The organism is Rhodococcus sp. NPDC058505 (assembly GCF_042720095.1).
In the GTDB taxonomy this organism is placed as follows: Bacteria; Actinomycetota; Actinomycetes; order Mycobacteriales; family Mycobacteriaceae; genus Rhodococcus_G.
Map to the genome: position 1 here is coordinate 122,178 of NZ_JBHXNB010000006.1, position 19,731 is coordinate 141,908.

The window sequence follows — 19,731 nt, forward strand, 5'->3', positions numbered from 1 at the left end:
GTTCACGGCCGGGGGGCTGGGGCGCCCCCGGGCGGCGGGGGGGGGGGCGGGGGGCGCCGGGGCCGCCCCCCCCCCGCCCGCGCCCCCCCCAACCCGACACACCCTTTTAACCAATTTTTTTGTTTTTGCCCCCCCGGGGGGGTTAAAAACCCCCACGGGCGCCGAAGGCGCTTCCCCGACCGATTCAAGTAAGGACCGCAGATGACCGAGGTCAAGACCCTCACCTCCACCCGGCCGTTCACCGACCTCACCACCCTCACCCCGCTCGGCGACGGCGCGTTCGGCGCACACATCGACCCGATCTGGACGATCGGACCCAAGGTGCACGGCGGCTGCATGATGGCGGTGTGTGCGGCGGCCGCGCGGGACGCCGTCCGGGCCGAGGGCGGCGCCGCCGCCATGCAGCCGGTGGCGGTCAGCGCGAACTATCTCACCGCCCCCGACCCCGGCGACGTCCGCCTCGTCACCACCGTGCGCAAGCGCGGCCGCCAGGTCTGCCTGGTGGACGTGGATCTGCTGCAGGGCGACCGGATCGTGGTGTCGGCGTCGGTCACGCTCGGTGTGCCCGACGAGGCGGCGTCCCGGCACCGGGAGCCGCTCGCGATCGACGCGCTGCCCGCCGAGCCGACCGCGGCGGCGGCCCGGATCACCGCCGACCACCCGATGGCCGCGATCGTGCACGTCGCCAAGGGCTGCGAACTGCTGGTGGACCCGTCGGCCGCCCGGTTCCTTGCCGGGGAACTCGGCGACCCGGTGAACCGGATGTGGGCGCGGCCGCTCTCCGCGGACGAGGCCGACGCGGACACCGCCGCCCTGTTCGCGATCATGCTCGGTGACATCAGCGCGCCGGTGACGATGAACCGGGGCATGTTCGGGTGGGCACCGACCGTGCAGCTGACCACCTACCTCCGGCGTCGCCCTGCGCCGGGCTGGCTGCGGGTGATGGCCAGCGCACAGGTCATCGGCGAGGCCTGGTTCGAGGAGGACCACCTGGTCCTCGATTCCGCGGGGCAGGTGGTCGTGCAGAGCAGGCAGCTGGCGATGGTGCCGAGGGCCTGACCGGTCGCCGGCCCACGTTTCGCCCGTGGCAGGCTTGCGGTCATGACGAGAATCGCAGTGATCGGTGGCGGCCGGATCGGTGAGGCCCTGATCGCGGGACTGGTGAAGGCAGGCCACGCGCCGAAGGACCTCGTGGTCGCCGAGCAGCACCCGCCGCGCGCCCAGGAACTGGCGGGCCAGTACGGCATCCGGGCCACCACGGTCGCCGATGCCGCGGAGGGTGCGCACGTCGTGGTTGTCGCGGTCAAGCCCGCCGATGTCGATGCGGTGATGGTCGCGCTGAACAGCATCGACCTCGACGGCGACGTCGACCAGCTGATCGTCAGCCTCGCCGCCGGGATCCCGACGGCCCGGTACGAGAGCAGGCTGCCCGCCGGGTTCCCGGTGGTGCGGGTGATGCCGAACACCCCGATGCTTGTCGGTGAGGGGGTCAGCGCGATCGCGGCAGGCCGGTACGCAACCGCCGAGCATCTGGACACCGTCCGCGAGATCCTCGGTGCGGTCGGCAAGGTGGTCACCGTGTCCGAGCCGCAGCTCGACGCGGTCACCGCGGTCTCCGGGTCCGGGCCCGCGTACTTCTTCCTTGTGGCGGAGGCGATGATCGAGGGCGGCGTCGGGCTGGGGCTGACCAGGGCCGTCGCGACCGAGCTCGTCGTCCAGACCATGGTCGGGTCGGCCGCGATGCTGGACGGGGCGGGCAGCACCGCGAACGAGCTGAGGGCGGACGTCACCTCGCCCGGTGGCACGACGGCGGCCGCGATCCGGGAACTCGAGCGTGGGGGAGTGCGGACCGCGTTCAACGACGCGCTCGCGGCCGCGAAGCAGCGTTCGGCTGCGCTCGGTGCGGGCCCGGAATGAGATTCGATACCTCACACACGTCGCAGTAACCCCACGTGTCCCGTTAAGCTCGGATGCAGCACGTGCGTGTCTGTTCCGCCGGAGGGGAAGCCGGCGGCGCGACACGTGCCGGAGGTATGCAATCTGATGGTGTCGACAGACAAGCCAAAGGGTGCGGGCACGGACAAAGAGCCCGCCCTCGGCGGCACACAATTCCTCACCGTCGCCGAGGTGGCGGCGTTGATGCGAGTGTCGAAAATGACGGTGTACCGACTGGTGCACAGCGGGGAACTGCCCGCGGTGCGGGTCGGACGGTCGTTCCGGGTGCACGCGAAGGCGGTGCACGACTACCTGGAAACGTCCTACTTCGACGCCGGCTGACGAGTCCGGTTTCGGACGGCCCGCGGCGTCCCGGTACGATGACTTATCGTCGTGCCGGCCAGCCGGGTGTCGTCAGGCGCTGGGCTCGCGGATACGAGAGGCACAGCGCCAGGTCGGTTCGCGCCGACCAGAACGCACGTACGTCACCGGCGTGCGCAGGAACGCTAGAGAAGAACGTGAGGAACTCCCGCCATGGGTTCAGTGATCAAGAAGCGACGCAAGCGCATGTCGAAGAAGAAGCACCGCAAGCTGCTTCGCCGGACTCGCGTGCAGCGCCGGAAACTCGGTAAGTAGTCCGCTCGGTCTCCGAGCGGGCCAACGCCCGCGATGCCCGTCACCGTTCCGGTGGCGGGCATCGTGCATTTCCGGGTCCCGGACCGGCTCCGAGTTGGTCGTCCAACCAGATGACACGCGCCGGGGAATCCGACAAAACGCCAGGTGGACGGGGTGTTTCGGGCTCGTTAAGTTTTTGAGCGACTGCTCCCGGACCGGCTACGCTCGACGTGATCGATCGGTGACGGATTCGAGACACGGGCAGGGGTGGTCGTGGCAGGTGATCGTGGCGTGCAGTATCCGTCGGTGGTGCTGGTGACGGGGGCGAGTCGGTTCCTTGGCGGGTACCTGGTGTCGCGCCTGGCCCAGGATCCCGGCATCGACCGGGTCATCGCCGTCGACTCGCGGTCGCCGACCAAGGACATGCTGCGCCGGATGGGCCGGGCGGAGTTCGTCCGCGCCGACATCCGCAATCCGCTGATCGGCAAGGTGCTGCGCGGCGCCGGGGTGGACACGGTGGTGCACGCGTCGACCCTGGTGAAGCCGCCGAAGTCGGGCAGTCGCACCGCGATGAAGGACATGAACATCCTCGGCGCCATGCAACTGTTCGCCGCCTGTCAGAAGTCGCCGGACGTGCGGAAGGTGGTGGTGCGCTCCACGACCGCCGTCTACGGTTCCAGCGCGAAGGACCCGGCGAAGTTCAGCGAGGAGATGAGCGCTCGGCGTCCGCCCTCCGGCAGCTACGCGCGGGACAGCATCGAGATCGAGGGGTACGCCCGAGGCCAGGGACGGCGGCGCCCGGATCTCGCGGTCACGCTGCTGCGGATGGCGCCGCCGATCGGGCCCAACCTGCACGGTTCGATGTCGCGATACCTGCGGTCGCCGGTGGTGCCCACCATCCTCGGGCGGGACGCCCGGATGCAGTTGCTGCACGAGGAGGACGCGCTCGCCGCGCTCGAACGCGCGACGCTCGCCGGGCCTGCGGGCACCTTCAACGTCGCCGGTGACGGGGTGGTGACCCTGAGCCAGGCGATCCGTCGGGCGGGCGGGGTCGAGGTGCCGGTGCCGTTCCCGCTGCTCGGCACGCTCGGTCGGGTGCTGCCGGGGGCGGGCACCCGCGGCGTCACGCGGGAGCAACTCGACTACTTCCACTTCGGGTGCGGCGTCGACACCACCCGGATGCGCACCGAGCTCGGCTTCGACCCGCGACGGTCGACGCTGCAGGCCCTTGACGACATGCTCGCCGGTTCCGCGTCGAGACCGATCGTGAGCAGGGACTGGGTGCGGTCGGTGGAATCCACGGTTCAGCAGTTGGTCGGCGTCGGCGAGGGGGCACGATGAACGAGGTCGCCAAGGTCATTCCGCTGCGGGGGGACGCGGCGCGGACCGCCCGCGGGCAGATCCGGCGGGCCCGGCTCGAACCGTCACCGCCGACGCGGCTGTATCCGGCGGCTCCCGCCATGCACCCCGCCGCGGCGCCCGGGTCGCTGGCCGCGTCGATGCGCGACGCGGCGCGGGACCTGGTTGCGGATCAGGTGGTGGCGGTCGCCGAGTTCCTGCGCCGCAGGCTGACCGGCGACTACCAGGTCGACGACTTCGGTTTCGACCCGCACTTCGCCGAGAACGTGTGGCTGCCGCTGCTGCGTCCGATGTTCGACTCCTGGTTCCGGGTCGAGGTGCGCGGCGTCGAGAACATCCCCGACGAGGGCGGCGCGCTCGTCGTCGCGAACCACGCCGGGGTGGTCCCGATCGACGGGCTGATGACCTCGGTCGCGCTGTTCGACCATCATCCCGCGCGGCGGCCGCTGCGGATGCTCGCCGCCGACCTGGCGTTCGAGCTGCCGGTCGTCGGGAACGTCGCCCGCAAGGCGGGCCACACCCTCGCCTGCACCGCCGACGCGGAACGGTTGCTGCGCGGCGGGGAGGTCGCCGCGGTCTTCCCCGAGGGGTTCAAGGGCATAGGCAAACCGTTCAGCGAGCGCTACAAGCTGCAGCGGTTCGGCCGCGGCGGCTTCGTGTCGGCCGCGCTGCGGACCGGTGTCCCGATCGTGCCGTGCTCGATCGTCGGTTCCGAGGAGATCTACCCCAAGATCGGGGAGCTCAAGTCGCTCGCGCGACTGCTCGGCATGCCGTACTTCCCGGTCACGCCCCTGTTCCCGCATCTCGGTCCGCTCGGGCTGATCCCGTTGCCGTCGAAGTGGTACATCGAGTTCGGGGAACCGATCCGCACCGACACCTACGACATCGCCGACGCGGAGGATCCGATGGTGATGTTCGAGGTGACCGATCACGTGCGGGAGACGATCCAGCAGACGCTGTACCGGCTGCTCGCCCAGCGCCGCAACGTGTTCTTCGGCTAGGTCAGTGCTTCTTTCGGCTCGCGGCGGCGGCGAGGGCGCCGCCGATCGCGCCGAGGGCGAGCGCGGTGGGAACACCGACCTTCGCGGCCTTGCGGCCGGTCCGGTAGTCGCGGATCTCCCAGCCCCGGTTCCGCGCCACCTCCTTGAGGTCGGCGTCCGGGTTGATCGCGACGGCGGTGCCGACCAGTGACAGCATCGGGACGTCGTTGTGGCTGTCCGAATACGCGGTGCAGCGTTTGAGGTTCAGGCCCTCCCGGACCGCGAGGGTGCGCACCGCGTGCGCCTTGCCCGCGCCGTGCAGGATGTCGCCGACGAGCCTGCCGGTGAACCGGCCCTCCTCGGACTCGACGACGGTGCCGAGCGCGCCGGTGAGGCCGAGACGCTTCGCGATGACCTGAGCCAGCTCGACCGGGGTCGCGGTGACCAGCCACACCTGCTGGCCCGCGTCGAGGTGCATCTGCGCGAGCGCCCGGGTGCCCGGCCAAATCTTGTCGGCGATCAGCTGGTCGTAGATCTCCTCGCCGAGGCGGCTGAACTCCGCGGTCTCGCGGCCCGCGATGAACGCGAGCGCCTTCTCCTTGCCGGACGCGACGTCGTCGCTGTTCTCCTTGCCGGTCACCCGGAACTTGAGCTGCTGCCAGCCGAATCCGGCCATGTCCCCGAGGGAGATGTACTTGCGGGCGGCGAGCCCGCGGGCGAAGTGGATGATCGAGGCGCCCTGCACCATCGTGTTGTCGACGTCGAAGAAGGCCGCGGCGGTGAGATCCCTGGAGATCGCCGGTTCGCCCGCCGCGTCGGCCGCCCCAAGGTCGGCGGCCGATTCGGCCTCGTGCAGGGCGAGGGCGGCGTCGGCGCTGGCCTCACCCGCGAGATTGGCCCGCAGCTGCGAATCGGTGGGACCCAGCGGGTTGCGCCACCGGCGGCGCACGCGGGACCACCCGGCACCCGGTCTTGCACCGGTCGGCCCTGTCAGCCCAGGCACACGCACCTCCCGTGGTTGGCAATCCGGGGTAACCCTATCCCCAGCCCTGAGCGGGCACCGCGAAGACGGAGCCGCAGGCGCACCCCGTGTGATGTCCGTCTCCGGTCATCCGGGCCGTCGCGGTGGCAAGGTGGACGTCATGACGGCCTCGACCCACACCATCACCCTGCTGACCCGAGCCGGCTGCGGCTCGTGTGTCGTTGCTCACGACCGGTTGGTGCCGTTGTGTGAGGAATTCGGCATTCTCCTCGAAACCGTCGACGTCGACGAGGCGGCGGGCCGAGATCCGGAACTCCGCGCCGAGTATGGCGATCGTCTTCCGGTCGTGCTGTTGGACGGCCGCGAACACAGCTACTGGGAGGTCGACGAGGTTCGACTGCGTTCGGATTTGACAATCCGAGGGTGAAGGGCTCGCCCGGACATCCGGTCGCTGTGCAGGTCGCGGCCGGTTGAGCAACTTTGTGCAGGGCTTCACAAGCAGTTACCGTGGGTGAGAACGTCCCCCCGGATCAATGTGAACTCCGGTCGTGTGCATGGCCGGACGAGGAGCCACCGAAGTGAGCGAACAGCACCAGTCGCATGGGTTCTCCGCCCGTGGCGCCTCCGGGGCTGATTCGACCACCGCCGCTTCGACCACCGCCGCCGGTGCGGCAGCAGCTGAGACCGCCGCGCCGCGGGCCGAGGTGAAGGATCTGCCGCAGGCGACCGTCACCCGGCTCGCGACCTACCTGCGGGTGCTCGGCGTGATGACCGACGCGGGCACCCACATCGTGTCCAGCGAGGAACTCGCCACCGCCGCCGGCGTCGGCTCGTCCATGCTCCGCAAGGACCTGTCGTTCCTCGGCCCGAACGGGGTCCGCGGCGTCGGCTACGACGTGACCCGGCTGCGGGCCCGCATCGAGGCCGCGCTCGGACTCGACCAGGGGCACCGGGTGGTGCTGGTCGGGGTCGGGAACCTGGGGCAGGCGCTGGCCCGGTACGGCGGCTTCGGCCGCCGCGGCTTCACGATGGTTGGCCTGTTCGACAGCAGCCCGGACCGGATCGGCACCGAGATCGACGGCCTGATCGTGCGGGACGTCGCCGAACTCGAGGCGGCGTGCCGGGAACTCGAGGCGACGATCGGGGTCGTTGCCACCCCGGACGACGCCGCGCAGCGGGTCTGCGACGGCCTCGTCGACGCGGGCGTCCGGTGCATCCTCAGCTTCGCGTCGGCGCCGCTGGAGTTGCCCCCGCACGTGGAGATCCGCAGGGTGGATCTCGCGGTGGAGATGCAGGTGCTCTCCTTCCGCAGCGCCCGCAGGACCGACGGTGAGCATGCGGCCGTCGCGCTCGGGGGCGGGGCGCCGCGTCGCGCGGCCCGCTCGACTTCGAAAGACCTGGGATCGACAAGGAATGGATCGGTGATCGCACCGTGAGTGTTCTCCTGGTCGGGATTTCGCATCGCAGCGCTCCCGTCTCCGTCCTCGAGCGGGTTGCCGTCGCGGACACCGATCGGCCGAAGCTGATCGACAAGTTGCTTGCCTCCCCGCACGTCTCGGAGACGATGATCGTCTCGACGTGCAACCGGGTGGAGATCTACGCGGTCGTCGACGCCTTCCACGGCGCCCTCGCGGACGTCGGGGACGTGGTCGCCGCGCATTCCGGGCTCGACCTGAACGACTTCACCAAGCACGCCTACGTGCGGTACAGCGAGGCCGCGGCCGAGCACCTGTTCGCGGTCGCCAGCGGCCTGGACTCGATGGTGATCGGCGAGCAGCAGATCCTCGGCCAGATCCGGACCGCGTACGCGGTGTCCGACGCGCAGAACGCGGCCGGCCGGGTGCTGCACGAGCTGGCGCAGCAGGCACTGCGGGTCGGCAAGCGGGTGCACTCGGAGACCGGGATCGACCGCGCCGGTGCCTCCGTCGTGTCGGTGGCGCTGGACCGCGCGGGCTCGATCCTGGCCGCGGCGGATGCGACGGGCACCGGGTTGGCGGGCCGGACCGCGATGGTCGTCGGCGCCGGGTCGATGGGCGGGCTGTCCGTCGCGCACCTGACCAGGGCAGGCATCGGCCGGATCGTCGTCGCCAACCGCACCCGCGAACGCGCCGAGCGACTCGCCGACACCGTGCGCGCGGCTGGCGTCGCCGCCGACGTGGTTGCGCTGTCCGACCTGGCGCCCGCGCTGGCGGAGGCGGACGTGCTGGTCGCCTGCACCGGCGCGGTCGGCGCCGTCGTCACCCTCGCCGACGCCCACCTTGCGCTCGCCGCCCGCAACGCCGCGCAGCGCCCGCTGGTGATCTGCGACCTCGGGCTGCCGCGGGACGTCGAACCCGCGGTCGCCGGACTGCCGGGGGTGGCGCTTCTCGACATCGCGACGATGAAGGCGGACCCCGGCGCCGGTGCCGCGGCCGCGGACGCCGACGCCGCCCGCGAGATCGTCGCAGGCGAACTGGCCACCTATCTGGCCGGGCAGCGGCTCGCGGAGGTCACCCCGACGGTGACGGCGCTGCGGCAGCGCGCCGCCGAGGTGGTCGAGGGCGAACTGCTCCGACTCGAGTCGCGCCTGCCCGGCCTCGACGATCCGCAGCGCGACGAGGTGGCGCGCACGGTGCGCCGGGTGGTGGACAAGCTGCTGCATGCCCCGACCGTGCGGGTCAAGCAGCTCGCGACGACGCCGGGCGGCGACGCCTACGCGGCCGCGCTGCGCGAACTGTTCGAGCTGGCTCCGGGCAGCGCCCAGGCAGTCGCCTCGCCGATGGAGATCCGGGCAGTCGAACTCGCCGACAACGTCACCGCCGAACGGCGTGACGAGGACGCGGTGACGTGGTGGAAGGGAATGCAGGAATGAACGCGGCAGCACCCGTGGCGCCCGGTACCGAGGCGTCCCGCAGGACCCTGCGCATCGGTACCCGCGGCAGCCTGCTCGCCACCACCCAGGCCGGGACCGTTCGGGACGCGTTGATCGCGGCGGGGCATCCGGCGGAGCTGGTGGTCATCACGACGAAGGGCGACGTCACCGCCGGACCGGTGCAGCGCATCGGGGTCGGGGTCTTCGTCGCGGAACTGCGCGAGGCGCTGCTCGCTGGCGACGTCGACGTCGCGGTGCACTCGTACAAGGATCTGCCGACGGCGCAGCCCGCCGACCTGGTGGTCGCCGCGGTGCCGCCGCGGGAGGACCCGCGGGACGCGCTCGTCGCCCGCGACGGGCTGGTGCTCGGCGAGCTGCCGCCGGGGTCGAAGGTGGGGACGTCCGCGCCGCGCCGCCGCGCTCAACTGCGGGCGCTGGGCCTCGGACTGGACATCCAGCCGCTGCGCGGCAACATCGACACCCGGATCGGCAAGGTCGAGTCCGGTGAGCTGGACGCGATCGTGATCGCGCGCGCCGGGCTCTCGCGGATCGGGCGGCTGGACGTGATCACCGAGTCGCTGGAGCCGGTGCAGATGCTGCCCGCGCCGTCGCAGGGGGCGCTGGCCGTCGAATGCCGCGCGGACAACCCCGACCTGGTCGCGGTGCTTGCCGAACTCGACGACGCGGCCACCCGCGCCGCCGTCGTCGCCGAACGGGCGCTGCTGGCGGAACTCGAGGCCGGGTGCACCGCCCCGGTCGGCGCGATCGCCGAGGTCGTCGAGTCCCTCGACGACGACGGCCGGGTCATCGACGAGCTGTCGGTGCGCGGCTGCGCGGCCGCGGTGGACGGGTCGGATTCGATCCGCGCGTCCGCCGTCGGATCGCCCGACCGCGCCGAGGAGTTGGGGCGCGCGGTCGCCAGGGAACTTCTCGACCTCGGTGCGCGCGAGTTGATGGTGGCCGCCGAGAGGGACGGTGCCGCCGATGACTGACCCGACCCCGTGGCGGTCGAAACGGTGCGCGCGACCACCGCGCATCGACCCGCCCGCCACCGCCCCGACCGCACCACGCCCGAACACCGGCATTTTGAACGCACTGGAGAACAACCGATGAGCCGAGTCCGAAAGAACACCCCCGGACGGATCCTGTTCGTGGGATCGGGCCCTGGAGACCCCGCCCTGCTCACGGTCCGCGCCCGCGATGTCCTCGCCCATGCGACGCTCGCGTTCACCGACCCCGACGTCGACAAGGGGGTGACCGCGCTGGTCGGCACCGCGCTGCACGTCAAGGGCGTGGAGGAGGATCCGGAGCACCCGCTCTCGGAGGTGCGACCGGCACTCGGCGAGCCCGCCGAGGTCGCGAAGACCCTGGTGCACGAGGCGAAGGCCGGGCACGACGTGGTGCGCCTCGTCTCCGGGGACCCGCTGACCACCGACTCGGTGATCGCCGAGGTCAACGCCGTCGCCCGTACCCAGGTCGTGTTCGAGATCCTGCCGGGCCTGCCGTCCGGCTCGGCGGTGCCGAGCTACGCGGGCATGGCACTCGGGTCCGGGCACACGGAGGCCGACGTGCGCGGCGAGGTCGACTGGGCGGCGCTGGCCGCGGCGCCGGGGCCGCTGGTCCTGCACGCGGGTGCAACGCACCTGGCGGAGACGGCGAGCGCGCTCGTCGAACATGGCCTCGCCCCGCAGACCCCCGCCGCGATCACCGTGCGCGGCACCACCCGTCAGCAGCGCACCGTGGAGGCGACCCTCGCGACGCTGAACGAGGCGGGCTCGGAACTGGTCGGGTCGCTGATCGTCACGGTCGGCAAGGTCGTCACGCACCGCAACAAGATGTCGTGGTGGGAGTCGCGGGCCCTGTACGGCTGGACCGTGCTGGTGCCGCGGACCAAGGATCAGGCGGGCGACATGAGCGACCGGCTGGTCACCCACGGCGCCATCCCGATCGAGGTCCCGACGATCGCGGTCGAGCCGCCGCGCAGTCCCGCGCAGATGGAACGCGCGGTCAAGGGCCTGGTCGACGGCCGCTACCAGTGGGTGGTGTTCACCTCCACCAACGCGGTTCGCGCGGTGTGGGAGAAGTTCGAGGAGTTCGGGCTCGACGCCCGCGCGTTCTCCGGGGTGAAGATCGCGTGCGTCGGTCAGGCCACCGCGGACAAGGTGCGCAGCTTCGGGATCAACCCGGAACTGGTGCCCGCGGGGGAGCAGTCCTCCGAGGGGCTGTTGGCCGAGTTCGCCCCGTACGACGACGTCTTCGACCCGGTCAACCGGGTGCTGCTGCCGCGCGCGGACATCGCGACGGAAACCCTCGCCGAGGGGCTGCGGCAGCGCGGCTGGGAGATCGACGACGTCACCGCGTACCGGACCGTGCGGGCGGCGCCGCCGCCGGCCGAGACCCGCGAGATGATCAAGACCGGCGGCTTCGACGCGGTGTGCTTCACCTCCTCGTCGACGGTCCGGAACCTGGTCGGCATCGCCGGGAAGCCGCACGCGCGCACCATCGTCGCGTGTATCGGACCGAAGACCGCGGAGACCGCGATCGAGTTCGGCCTTCGGGTGGATGTGCAGCCGGAGACGGCACAGATCGGTCCGCTGGTCGAGGCGCTCGCCGAGCATGCGGCCCGACTCCGCGCCGAGGGTGCGCTGCCGCCGCCCCGCAAGAAGTCCCGCAGGCGATAGGCGCTACGCGCCCGTGAGTCCTTATGGCCCCGTCGCGGGCCAAAAGGGCTCACGGGCCCGACGAAGGAGGCACCTCCCTTGTTCCCGGCCGAACGACCCCGACGCCTGCGTGGCACCGCCGCGCTGCGTCGACTGGTCGCCGAAACCTCCCTGGAGCCACGGCATCTGGTGCTGCCGATGTTCGTGGCCGACGGTATCGACACGCCGCGGGAGATCTCGTCGATGCCCGGGGTGTACCAGCACACCCTGGACTCGCTGCGCGCCGCGGCGACCGAGGCGGTTGCCGCCGGGGTCGGTGGGCTGATGCTATTCGGGGTGCCGCGACCCGAGGACAAGGACGCGGAGGGGTCGGGCGCGATTGATCCCGACGGCATCCTCAACCGCGGACTGCGGGCGCTGCGGGACGAGCTCGGTGACGCCACCGTCCTGATGGCGGACACCTGCCTCGACGAGTTCACCTCGCACGGACACTGCGGTGTGCTGACCGCCGACGGCGGAGCTGGCACCGTCGACAACGATGCGACCCTGGCCCGGTACGTGGACATGGCAGTTGCGCAGGCGGAGTCGGGTGCACACCTGCTCGGCCCGAGCGGGATGATGGACGGCCAGGTCGCCGCGATCCGTGAGGGGCTCGACGCCGCCGGGCACCTCGACACCGGCATCCTGGCGTACGCGACGAAGTATGCGTCCGCGTTCTACGGTCCGTTCCGGGAGGCCGTCGGCTCCACCCTCGACGGTGACCGCCGCACCTATCAGCAGGATCCGGCGAACCGCCGCGAGTCCCTGCGTGAGGTGGACCTCGACCTAGAGGAGGGCGCCGACATCGTGATGGTCAAGCCAGCGATGAGCTATCTCGACGTGCTCCGCGAGGTCGCCGACATGTCGACGGTTCCCGTTGCCGCCTACCAGATCTCGGGCGAGTATTCGATGATCACCGCGGCCGCGGAGCGGGGTTGGATCGACCGGGACGCCGCGATCATGGAATCGCTGCTGAGCATCCGGCGGGCCGGTGCCGACATCGTGCTTACCTATTGGGCCAGCGACGTGGCGGGCCGGTTGTGACGGCCCCGGGATCGCCGCAGGGCCCGCCGCCGCAGGGCCCGCCGCCGCCGGGCCCGCCGCCCGGTGCACCGTGGCCGCCCGCCCAGTACGGCCCCCCACCGGTCGGCCCACCCCAGCGGCCGGAGCCGCCGGTGGACGTGGTGACCGCGTTCCAGTTGCTCTGCGCGGTCGCGGCCCTCGGCGTGCTGAACATGATCGCCTCGCTGTGCGCCGTCTACGCCGACCGCGAGACCTACGTCGACCAGTTGCTGCGCGACGTCGCGGCGCAGGATGCGTCGGTGCAGATCGGCCGGGACACCGCGGACTCGCTGATGATCGTCGGGCTCGGACTGACCGGGCTGATCGGACTCGGGATCACCGCGCTGTATCTGCTGTTCGTGTTCAAGATGCGGGCCGGGCGCAACTGGGCCCGCATGCTGGTGACGATGGCGGGCGTGCTGATGGTGTTCATGGCGATCCCCGTCCTGTTCGGGCTCGGCGGGGGCGGTGCGGCCGTGATGATCGCGGGCGGCGCGGGAATCCTGCAGGCGGTGCTCGTGGTCGGGGCGATCGTGCTGATGCACCGCGCGGACTCGAACCGGTACTTCCTGCCCGGTATCGCGCCGCGATGAGCGGGCGGGAGACTCGGCCACAGCAGGTCGCCATCGCGTACTGGCTGTGGCTGGCGTGCGCGGCGCTGCTGGTGCTGTTCGGTCTGCTTGCGTTGACGGCGTCCGGGGACGCGGTGCGGGACCAACTGCTGGCGAACGGCGCGGACCCCGGCGACGTTGATGCGCTGGTCGGGTTGCTGCGCGGATCCGGCGCACTGGCGGGCGCGGTCGGCGTCGCGATCGGATTCCTCGCCGGACCCGTTCGCGCGGGGGATCCGCGGTTCCGGCGGGCGGCCGTCGCCCTGAGCGCGGTGTACACGCTGATCCAGGTGCTGTCGACCGCGGTCGGTGTCGGCCAGGCACCGACGCTGATGACCGCGATCGGCCTCGTCATCGCGTCGATCCTGGTGTACCTGCCGTCCGCGCGTGACTGGTTCGTTCGTGGCTGAGGCCCCCTTCGTCGAGCCAGGGGGGCGGTGGCGCACGGTGGCGCTTGGCCCGCTGCTGTGCCTGATCGTGCTGATCGGCGACCTGTTCATCGGGGCAGGGGTGCACGTCGCGGGGCTCAGCCTGTTCGCGGTCCTGCTCGCCGCCCTGGTGTGGGTGCAGGTCAAGGCGGCCCGCACCCACGCGAGCGTCGAGGTCACCCCCACCACGCTGCGGTGTGGCACCGAGACCCTCGCCCTCGCCGACATCGCCGAGGTGCTACCCGATGCGGACCCGTACGCCGACGACCTGCAGCCGTGGGAGACGGCGCCGCCGCTCGGCGAGCTGTCGGGGGTACCGCGACGCCGGACCGGGATCGGGTTGCGGCTCACGGACGACCGGCTGGTGCGGGCCTGGGCGCGGGACGGCGAGGGGCTGCGGTCGGTACTGGAGGCGGCGGTGCCGCACGAGGGGAGCGAAGGATGACCGGTCGGGTCCGGGCCGTCGCGGCGGGGTCGGCCGCGGTGGTCGCGGCGGTCGTCGCGGTGCTGTGCTGGCTGCGCGGGGTGACGTCGTCGACGTTCGGCCCGGTCGTCGACGGCGCGCCGGAGTTCACGTCGACGCACTACTCCGGGCCGTGGATCGGCGGCGCGACCGTTGCGGTGATCGTCGCCGGGTTGGCGCTGCTCGACCTGTGGCGGCAGCGCGGCTAGCCACCCTGGCGGAAAATACCCAAGGGGGGTATGCTATGGGCATGAACGGATACACGCCCGAGAAGGAAGCCCTGCTCAAGCGGCTGCGCCGCATCGAGGGTCAGGTCGCGGGCATCTCGCGGATGGTCGACGACGACCGCTACTGCATCGACATCCTCACCCAGGTGTCCGCAGTGACCAGTGCGCTGCAGTCGGTCTCGCTCAAGCTGCTCGACGAGCACCTCTCGCACTGCGTTGTCGAGGCCGCGAAGCGGGGCGGACCGGAGGCCGACGCCAAGGTCAAGGAGGCGTCCGACGCCATCGCCCGCCTCGTCAAGTCATAGGAAGGGAACCGTCGTGCAGAGCGCCTACACCGTCACCGGCATGACCTGCCAGCACTGCGTCGCGTCGGTCACCGAGGAGGTCTCGGAGATCGCGGGCGTGACCGCCGTCGCCGTCGATCTGGACAGCGGTCGCGTCGACGTCACCAGCGAGACCCCGCTCGACCGGGCAGCCGTCGCCGCGGCCGTCGAAGAGGCGGGATACGAGCTGGCGCCGTGAGCGCCGACCTCCGGGAGGACGGTGTCGACCTCGACATCGGCGGGATGACCTGCGCGTCCTGTGCCAATCGCATCGAGCGCAAGCTCGGCAAGCTCGACGGCGTCACCGCGACGGTGAACTTCGCGACCGAGCGCGCGCACGTCACCCACACCGCCGCCGTGTCGGTCGCCGACCTGGTCGCCGCGGTGGAGGCCGCGGGCTACACCGCCGCGGCGGTCCCCGACCGGCCGGAACCGACCCCCGCGCCCTCCGACTCCCTCGGTGTCCGTCTCGCCGGGTCAGCGACCGCCGCGGTGCCGGTCGTTGCGCTGTCGATGGTCCCCGCGCTGCAGTTCGACTACTGGCAGTGGGTGTGTCTCGCGCTCACCACGCTCATCGTCTTCTGGGGCGGCTACCCGTTCCACCGTGCGGCGCTGACCAACGCTCGGCACCGCGCAGCCACAATGGACTCCCTCGTCTCGCTCGGCACCCTCGCCGCCTACGCTTGGTCGGTGTGGGCCCTGGTGTTCGGCACCGCGGGCCACGTCGGGATGACCCACGAGTTCACCTTCCGGCTCGGCGCGCACGACCCCGCCGGCCAGATTTACCTCGAGACCGCGGCCGCGGTGACGGTGTTCCTGCTCGCCGGACGGTACGCCGAGGCGAAGGCCAAACGGCGGGCGGGCGCCGCGCTGCGGTCGCTGCTCGATGTCGGCGCCAAGGACGTCGCGGTCCTCGCGGGCGGGGTGGACACCCACGGCGCCGCCGAAACGCGAATCCCGGTGCAGCAGCTGCGGGTCGGCGACCTGTTCGTGGTGCGGCCCGGCGAGCGGATCGCCACCGACGGGGTCGTGGTCCGCGGCAGCGCCGCCGTGGACGCGTCGACGATCACGGGCGAGTCGGTGCCGGTCGATGTCGGCCGGGGCGACGCGGTGATCGGCGGCACCGTCGACACCGACGGTCTGCTGGTGGTGCGGGCCGAGAAGGTCGGCGCGGACACGCAACTCGCGCACATCGCGACGCTCGTCACCGAGGCGCAGAACGGCAAGGCCGCCGTCGCGCGGCTGGCCGACCGCGTCTCGTCGGTATTCGTTCCGGCCGTGCTGGTGCTCGCGGCCGTGACCCTGGCCGGCTGGCTGGTGACCGGACACGGCGCGACGGAGGCGTTCACCGCCGCCGTCGCCGTGCTCATCGTTGCGTGCCCGTGCGCGCTCGGGCTGGCAACGCCCACCGCACTTCTCGTCGGAACCGGCCGTGGCGCGCAGCTCGGCATCCTCATCCGCGGCCCCGAGGTGCTTGAGCAGACCCGCCGCATCGATACCATCGTGCTCGACAAGACCGGCACCGTCACCACCGGCGTCATGGCGGTCGGGCGGGTGCTTGCCGCGGACGGGGTCGACCCCGGCCTGGTGTCGGCGCGTGCGGCGGCCGTCGAATCCGCGTCCGAGCATCCGGTGGCGCGGGCGATCGCCGGACCGCACGCGGGCCCGGTGACGGACTTCGCGAACCGGCCCGGACGCGGTGTCGTCGGCACCGTCGACGGAGTCCGGGTCGCGGTCGGCACGCCGGAGCACCCGGTGCCGCCGGAGCTGGCCGGGGCGTTTGGGTCGGGGGACACCACGGTCGCGGTGATATGGGGCGGCGCGGTCCGCGGCGCGATCACCGTTGTCGACGCGGTGAAGCCGACCAGTGCGGAGGCGGTCGCGCGGATGCGGGCGCTCGGGATGACGCCGGTCCTGCTCACCGGCGACGATGCGGCGGTGGCGCGACGGGTCGCGGCCGAGGTGGGCATCGACGAGGTCGTCGCCGGGGTGCTGCCGGACGAGAAGGCCGCCGTCGTTGCGCGGCTGCAGGCCGAGGGGCGGGCCGTCGCGATGGTCGGGGACGGTGTCAACGACGCCGCCGCGTTGGCGACCGCCGACGTCGGGCTGGCGATGGGCACCGGCACCGATGCCGCCATCGAGGCCGCGGACCTCACCCTGGTGCGCGGCGACCTGCTTGCGGTTCCGCAGGCCATCCGGCTGTCCCGCGCGACGCTGAACACCATCCGGGGCAACCTGTTCTGGGCGTTCGCCTACAACGTCGCCGCCCTGCCGCTCGCCGCGTTCGGCCTGCTCAACCCGATGATCGCGGGTGCAGCGATGGCGGCCTCGTCGGTGTTCGTGGTGACCAACAGCCTCCGCCTGCGCGGCTTCGCCGCCCGTGCGTGATTTTTACCCCGATCGGGGTAAAAATCACGCACAGTCACGGAGTGAATTTGCCTTTGCGAAGGATTGCTTGAACACTGTTCAAGTGTGGGCGTGACAAGCGATGATGTGCGGACGGTGCGGGTGCTGATCGTCGGGGCCGGGTTCGCCGGGCTCGGGATGGCCGCCGCGTTGGACCGCGCTGGCGACCGGGACTTCCTGGTCCTGGAACAGGGTGCTGGCGTCGGGGGCACCTGGCGGGACAACACCTACCCGGGATGCGCCTGCGACATCCCGTCCGTGCAGTACTCCTATTCCTTCGCGCCCGGGGACGGTTGGACCACGGCGCGGGCAGCGCAACCGGAGATCCTCGGCTACCTCCGCGGCGTCGCCGCCGGATTCCGCGACCGCATCTCGTTCGGCGCGCGGGTCGCGGAGGGGCACTGGGACGAGGCGGGGGCATGCTGGCGCGTCACCACCGACGGTGGACGCCGCTACGCCGCCCGGTATCTCGTCGTCGCGACCGGTGCGCTCAATGTCCCTCGGCTGCCCCGCATCCCGGGCGCGGAGACGTTCGCCGGGTCGGCATTCCACACCGCGGCCTGGGATCATGGGGTCGCCCTCGACGGCAAGCGGGTCGCGGTGATCGGCACCGGCGCCTCCGCCGTCCAGGTGGTCCCCGAGATCGCGGCACGGGCCGCCGAACTGCACCTCTATCAGCGCACCCCGGCCTGGATCCTTCCGGCGCGAGGAGCGCGACCGCCCCGCCTGCGCAGGCTTGCGCGGACCGCCGAGTACTGGCGGGCCGAGGCCCGCGTTCCCGCATTCGCCGGGCCGGGCCCGGTGGCGTCGGCGCTGCACCGGCGGGCGCTGCGACACCTGCGCCGCCAAGTGCCCGACCCCGCGCTGCGAAGGATGCTCACTCCACAGCATCGCATCGGATGCAAACGGATCTTGCACTCCGACAGCTACTTCCCCGCGCTGACCGGGCGCGGCGTCGAGGTCGTCACGACGCCGATCGACCGCATCGTCCCGGACGGCGTCGTGACCGCGGACGGCACCCGACGGGCCGCGGAGGTCCTGGTGTACGCCACCGGATTCCGGGTCGCTGGCGCGCTGGGGCGGCTACCGCTCGTCGGCAGGGACGGCGTCACCCTGCAGCAGCGATGGCAGGAGCGCGGTGTTCGCGCGCACCTCGGGATCGCCGTCGCTGGCCTCCCCAACCTGTTCCTGCTGTCCGGGCCGAACACCGGACTCGGGCACAATTCGGTGCTGTTCATGATCGAGTCCCAGATCCGGTACGTGCAGGACGCGATGGTCGCGGTCGAACGGGCAGGCGCCGCCGCACTCGAGGTCCGGGAACGGGTGCAGGACGCCTCGCACGACGACGTGCAGCGCAGGCTGTCGGGGGCGGTGTGGAGCACCGGTGGCTGCGCCAGCTGGTACCTCGATGGACGCGGCGTCAACCATGCGCTGTGGCCGGGCTCCTCCTGGCGGTACCGATGGCGCACCCGCCGGGTGTCCCTCGCCGACTACCACCTGACCCACCTCCTGCCGCGTTGAATGGGGGTTCATGTGTCGGTTCCGGGCGGCGGATGACGCATGAACCCCCATTCAACGGGTGGTGGGGGGCGGTACGGTGAGAGCGGTCTGTCATCGCTGGGAGGTCCGGGCGTGCAGAGGTTGAGGGTCGGCGTGGTCGCCGCGGTGTGCGCGGCGCTGGTCGCCTGCTCCGCGCCCGAGGCGCCGAATCCGATTCCGCCGCGGTCGCCGACCTCGGTCCCGCCGCCCGCCGTCGAGGTGTCGACGCTGCTGGGCGACCTCGACCATCCGTGGGACCTGGCGGTGGCCCCGGACGGCGCCGTCCTGACCGGCGAGCGGTCCGGACGGTTCGTGGTGCGGCGGCCCGACGGCAGCACCGGTGAGCTGGCGGCGGACCTGGCCGACCTGCACGTGCTGCGGGAGACCGGGCTGATGGGCCTGACGTTGTCCCGCGACTTCCCCGACGACCGCACCGTCTACACCTGCCAGGGGCATCGCGGTGCGGACCGGCGAGACGTGCGGGTGGTGTCCTGGACCGTCGACCCGGGCTGGACCACGCTGACCCGCGGCGCCGACGTGCTCACCGGTCTCCCGGTGTCCGACGACGGCAGGCACAGCGGCTGCCGGCTGCTGCTGCACCCGGACGGGGCCCTGTACATCGGCACCGGCGACAGCAAGTCCGCAACGGTGCCGCAGGATCCGACATCGTTGGGCGGGAAGGTGTTACGCATCAACCTCGACGGTTCGCCAGCGGCGGGGAACCCCGATCCGGTCAGTCCGGTGTACACGTTGGGGCACCGCAACGTGCAGGGCCTGGCGCTGCAGCCCGGGACGGGTCGGGTGTATTCGATCGAGCAGGGCACCCACCTGGACGACGAGGTGAACCTGCTGCACCCGGGCGGGAACTACGGGTGGCGGCCGGACCGGTCCGGGTCCGGCTACGACGAGGACGTGCCGATGACCGACCCGGAGCGGGTGCCGGGAGCGCTTGCCGCGGTGTGGAGTTCGGGCTACCCGACCATCGCGACCCCGGGTGGGACGTTTCTGGACGGTCCGGCCTGGGGCGACTGGTCCGGGGCGCTCGTGGTCACCAGTCAGCAGGGCGAGAAGCTGGTGCTGCTGCGGCTGTCCGAGGATGGCCGCACCGTCACCGACGAAACCGCCCTGCTGGACGGGCAGTTCGGCAGGCTGCGGACGGCGCTCCTCGCGCCGGACGGCGCGCTGCTGGTCACCACCGACAACGGCTCAGACGACCGGATTCTGCGCATCACGCCCGCCACCTGATCGCCC

The 19,731-nt window shown here is 71.8% G+C and carries 22 protein-coding genes; 21 read left to right on the forward strand and 1 reads right to left on the reverse strand.

Translation table 11 applies throughout. The features are described from left to right. Positions 1–201: 201 nt before the first annotated feature. From ACFWPA_RS06995 to ACFWPA_RS07020, 6 genes are all read left to right on the forward strand, one after another. Positions 202–1,059, forward strand: coding sequence for a thioesterase family protein (locus ACFWPA_RS06995; protein WP_378569905.1), 858 nt, complete (start codon positions 202–204; stop codon positions 1,057–1,059). A gap of 42 nt (positions 1,060–1,101) precedes the next feature. Next, entirely contained in the window at positions 1,102–1,917 is an 816-nt protein-coding gene (gene proC, locus ACFWPA_RS07000; protein WP_378508267.1) for a pyrroline-5-carboxylate reductase, read from the forward strand. A 126-nt stretch (positions 1,918–2,043) separates the two neighbouring features. Then, on the forward strand, positions 2,044–2,277 hold the full coding sequence (locus ACFWPA_RS07005; RefSeq protein WP_378508266.1) for a helix-turn-helix domain-containing protein: 234 nt from the start codon (positions 2,044–2,046) through the stop codon (positions 2,275–2,277). A gap of 192 nt (positions 2,278–2,469) precedes the next feature. After that, the gene (locus ACFWPA_RS07010; RefSeq protein WP_003402602.1) at positions 2,470–2,571 is read left to right on the forward strand and encodes a 30S ribosomal protein bS22; all 102 of its coding nucleotides are present in this window, start codon (positions 2,470–2,472) and stop codon (positions 2,569–2,571) included. Positions 2,572–2,817: 246 nt separating this feature from the next. Continuing rightward, on the forward strand, positions 2,818–3,891 hold the full coding sequence (locus ACFWPA_RS07015; protein WP_378569906.1) for an NAD-dependent epimerase/dehydratase family protein: 1,074 nt from the start codon (positions 2,818–2,820) through the stop codon (positions 3,889–3,891). Further along, positions 3,888–4,910 carry a lysophospholipid acyltransferase family protein gene (locus ACFWPA_RS07020; RefSeq protein WP_378569907.1) on the forward strand — a complete coding sequence of 341 codons (1,023 nt, stop codon included), beginning with the start codon at positions 3,888–3,890 and terminating at the stop codon, positions 4,908–4,910. The genes ACFWPA_RS07015 and ACFWPA_RS07020 overlap by 4 nt, the downstream gene beginning before the upstream one ends. 1 nt (position 4,911) lies before the next feature. Here ACFWPA_RS07020 and ACFWPA_RS07025 read toward each other — a convergent pair whose 3' ends face one another. Then, positions 4,912–5,892 carry an HAD family hydrolase gene (locus ACFWPA_RS07025; RefSeq protein ID WP_378508263.1) on the reverse strand — a complete coding sequence of 327 codons (981 nt, stop codon included), beginning with the start codon at positions 5,890–5,892 and terminating at the stop codon, positions 4,912–4,914. A gap of 139 nt (positions 5,893–6,031) precedes the next feature. Here ACFWPA_RS07025 and ACFWPA_RS07030 point away from each other — a divergent pair, with 139 nt between their 5' ends. From ACFWPA_RS07030 to ACFWPA_RS07100, 15 genes are all read left to right on the forward strand, one after another. After that, positions 6,032–6,298, forward strand: coding sequence for a glutaredoxin family protein (locus ACFWPA_RS07030; protein WP_378508262.1), 267 nt, complete (start codon positions 6,032–6,034; stop codon positions 6,296–6,298). A 151-nt stretch (positions 6,299–6,449) separates the two neighbouring features. Next, positions 6,450–7,307 carry a redox-sensing transcriptional repressor Rex gene (locus ACFWPA_RS07035; RefSeq protein ID WP_378508261.1) on the forward strand — a complete coding sequence of 286 codons (858 nt, stop codon included), beginning with the start codon at positions 6,450–6,452 and terminating at the stop codon, positions 7,305–7,307. Next, entirely contained in the window at positions 7,304–8,722 is a 1,419-nt protein-coding gene (locus ACFWPA_RS07040) for a glutamyl-tRNA reductase (protein WP_378508260.1), read from the forward strand. The genes ACFWPA_RS07035 and ACFWPA_RS07040 overlap by 4 nt, the downstream gene beginning before the upstream one ends. Further along, positions 8,719–9,714, forward strand: coding sequence for a hydroxymethylbilane synthase (gene hemC / locus ACFWPA_RS07045; protein WP_378508259.1), 996 nt, complete (start codon positions 8,719–8,721; stop codon positions 9,712–9,714). The genes ACFWPA_RS07040 and hemC overlap by 4 nt, the downstream gene beginning before the upstream one ends. A gap of 117 nt (positions 9,715–9,831) precedes the next feature. Further along, positions 9,832–11,403 carry a uroporphyrinogen-III synthase gene (locus ACFWPA_RS07050; RefSeq protein ID WP_378508258.1) on the forward strand — a complete coding sequence of 524 codons (1,572 nt, stop codon included), beginning with the start codon at positions 9,832–9,834 and terminating at the stop codon, positions 11,401–11,403. A gap of 78 nt (positions 11,404–11,481) precedes the next feature. Next, positions 11,482–12,465 carry a porphobilinogen synthase gene (hemB, locus tag ACFWPA_RS07055; RefSeq protein WP_378508257.1) on the forward strand — a complete coding sequence of 328 codons (984 nt, stop codon included), beginning with the start codon at positions 11,482–11,484 and terminating at the stop codon, positions 12,463–12,465. A gap of 131 nt (positions 12,466–12,596) precedes the next feature. Then, positions 12,597–13,076 (forward strand): hypothetical protein, encoded by a 480-nt coding sequence (locus ACFWPA_RS07060; RefSeq protein WP_378508256.1) that lies wholly within the window; start codon positions 12,597–12,599, stop codon positions 13,074–13,076. Continuing rightward, positions 13,073–13,504, forward strand: a complete 432-nt coding sequence (locus ACFWPA_RS07065) for a hypothetical protein (RefSeq protein ID WP_378508255.1) — start codon at positions 13,073–13,075, stop codon at positions 13,502–13,504. Before ACFWPA_RS07060 ends, ACFWPA_RS07065 begins: the two co-directional genes overlap by 4 nt. Then, positions 13,497–13,967, forward strand: a complete 471-nt coding sequence (locus ACFWPA_RS07070) for a hypothetical protein (protein WP_378508254.1) — start codon at positions 13,497–13,499, stop codon at positions 13,965–13,967. The genes ACFWPA_RS07065 and ACFWPA_RS07070 overlap by 8 nt, the downstream gene beginning before the upstream one ends. Continuing rightward, positions 13,964–14,194: a hypothetical protein gene (locus ACFWPA_RS07075; RefSeq protein ID WP_378508253.1), complete on the forward strand. Its 231-nt coding sequence runs from the start codon at positions 13,964–13,966 to the stop codon at positions 14,192–14,194. The genes ACFWPA_RS07070 and ACFWPA_RS07075 overlap by 4 nt, the downstream gene beginning before the upstream one ends. Before the next feature lie 41 nt (positions 14,195–14,235). Continuing rightward, positions 14,236–14,517 (forward strand): metal-sensitive transcriptional regulator, encoded by a 282-nt coding sequence (locus ACFWPA_RS07080; protein WP_378508252.1) that lies wholly within the window; start codon positions 14,236–14,238, stop codon positions 14,515–14,517. Positions 14,518–14,530: 13 nt separating this feature from the next. Continuing rightward, positions 14,531–14,734 (forward strand): heavy-metal-associated domain-containing protein, encoded by a 204-nt coding sequence (locus ACFWPA_RS07085; protein WP_378508251.1) that lies wholly within the window; start codon positions 14,531–14,533, stop codon positions 14,732–14,734. Further along, positions 14,731–16,923: a heavy metal translocating P-type ATPase gene (locus ACFWPA_RS07090; protein ID WP_378508250.1), complete on the forward strand. Its 2,193-nt coding sequence runs from the start codon at positions 14,731–14,733 to the stop codon at positions 16,921–16,923. The genes ACFWPA_RS07085 and ACFWPA_RS07090 overlap by 4 nt, the downstream gene beginning before the upstream one ends. Before the next feature lie 90 nt (positions 16,924–17,013). Further along, on the forward strand, positions 17,014–18,462 hold the full coding sequence (locus tag ACFWPA_RS07095) for a flavin-containing monooxygenase (RefSeq protein WP_378569908.1): 1,449 nt from the start codon (positions 17,014–17,016) through the stop codon (positions 18,460–18,462). A gap of 111 nt (positions 18,463–18,573) precedes the next feature. Continuing rightward, a complete protein-coding gene (locus ACFWPA_RS07100; RefSeq protein WP_378569909.1) occupies positions 18,574–19,725 on the forward strand; it encodes a PQQ-dependent sugar dehydrogenase in 1,152 nt (383 codons plus the stop codon). Positions 19,726–19,731: the final 6 nt, after the last annotated feature.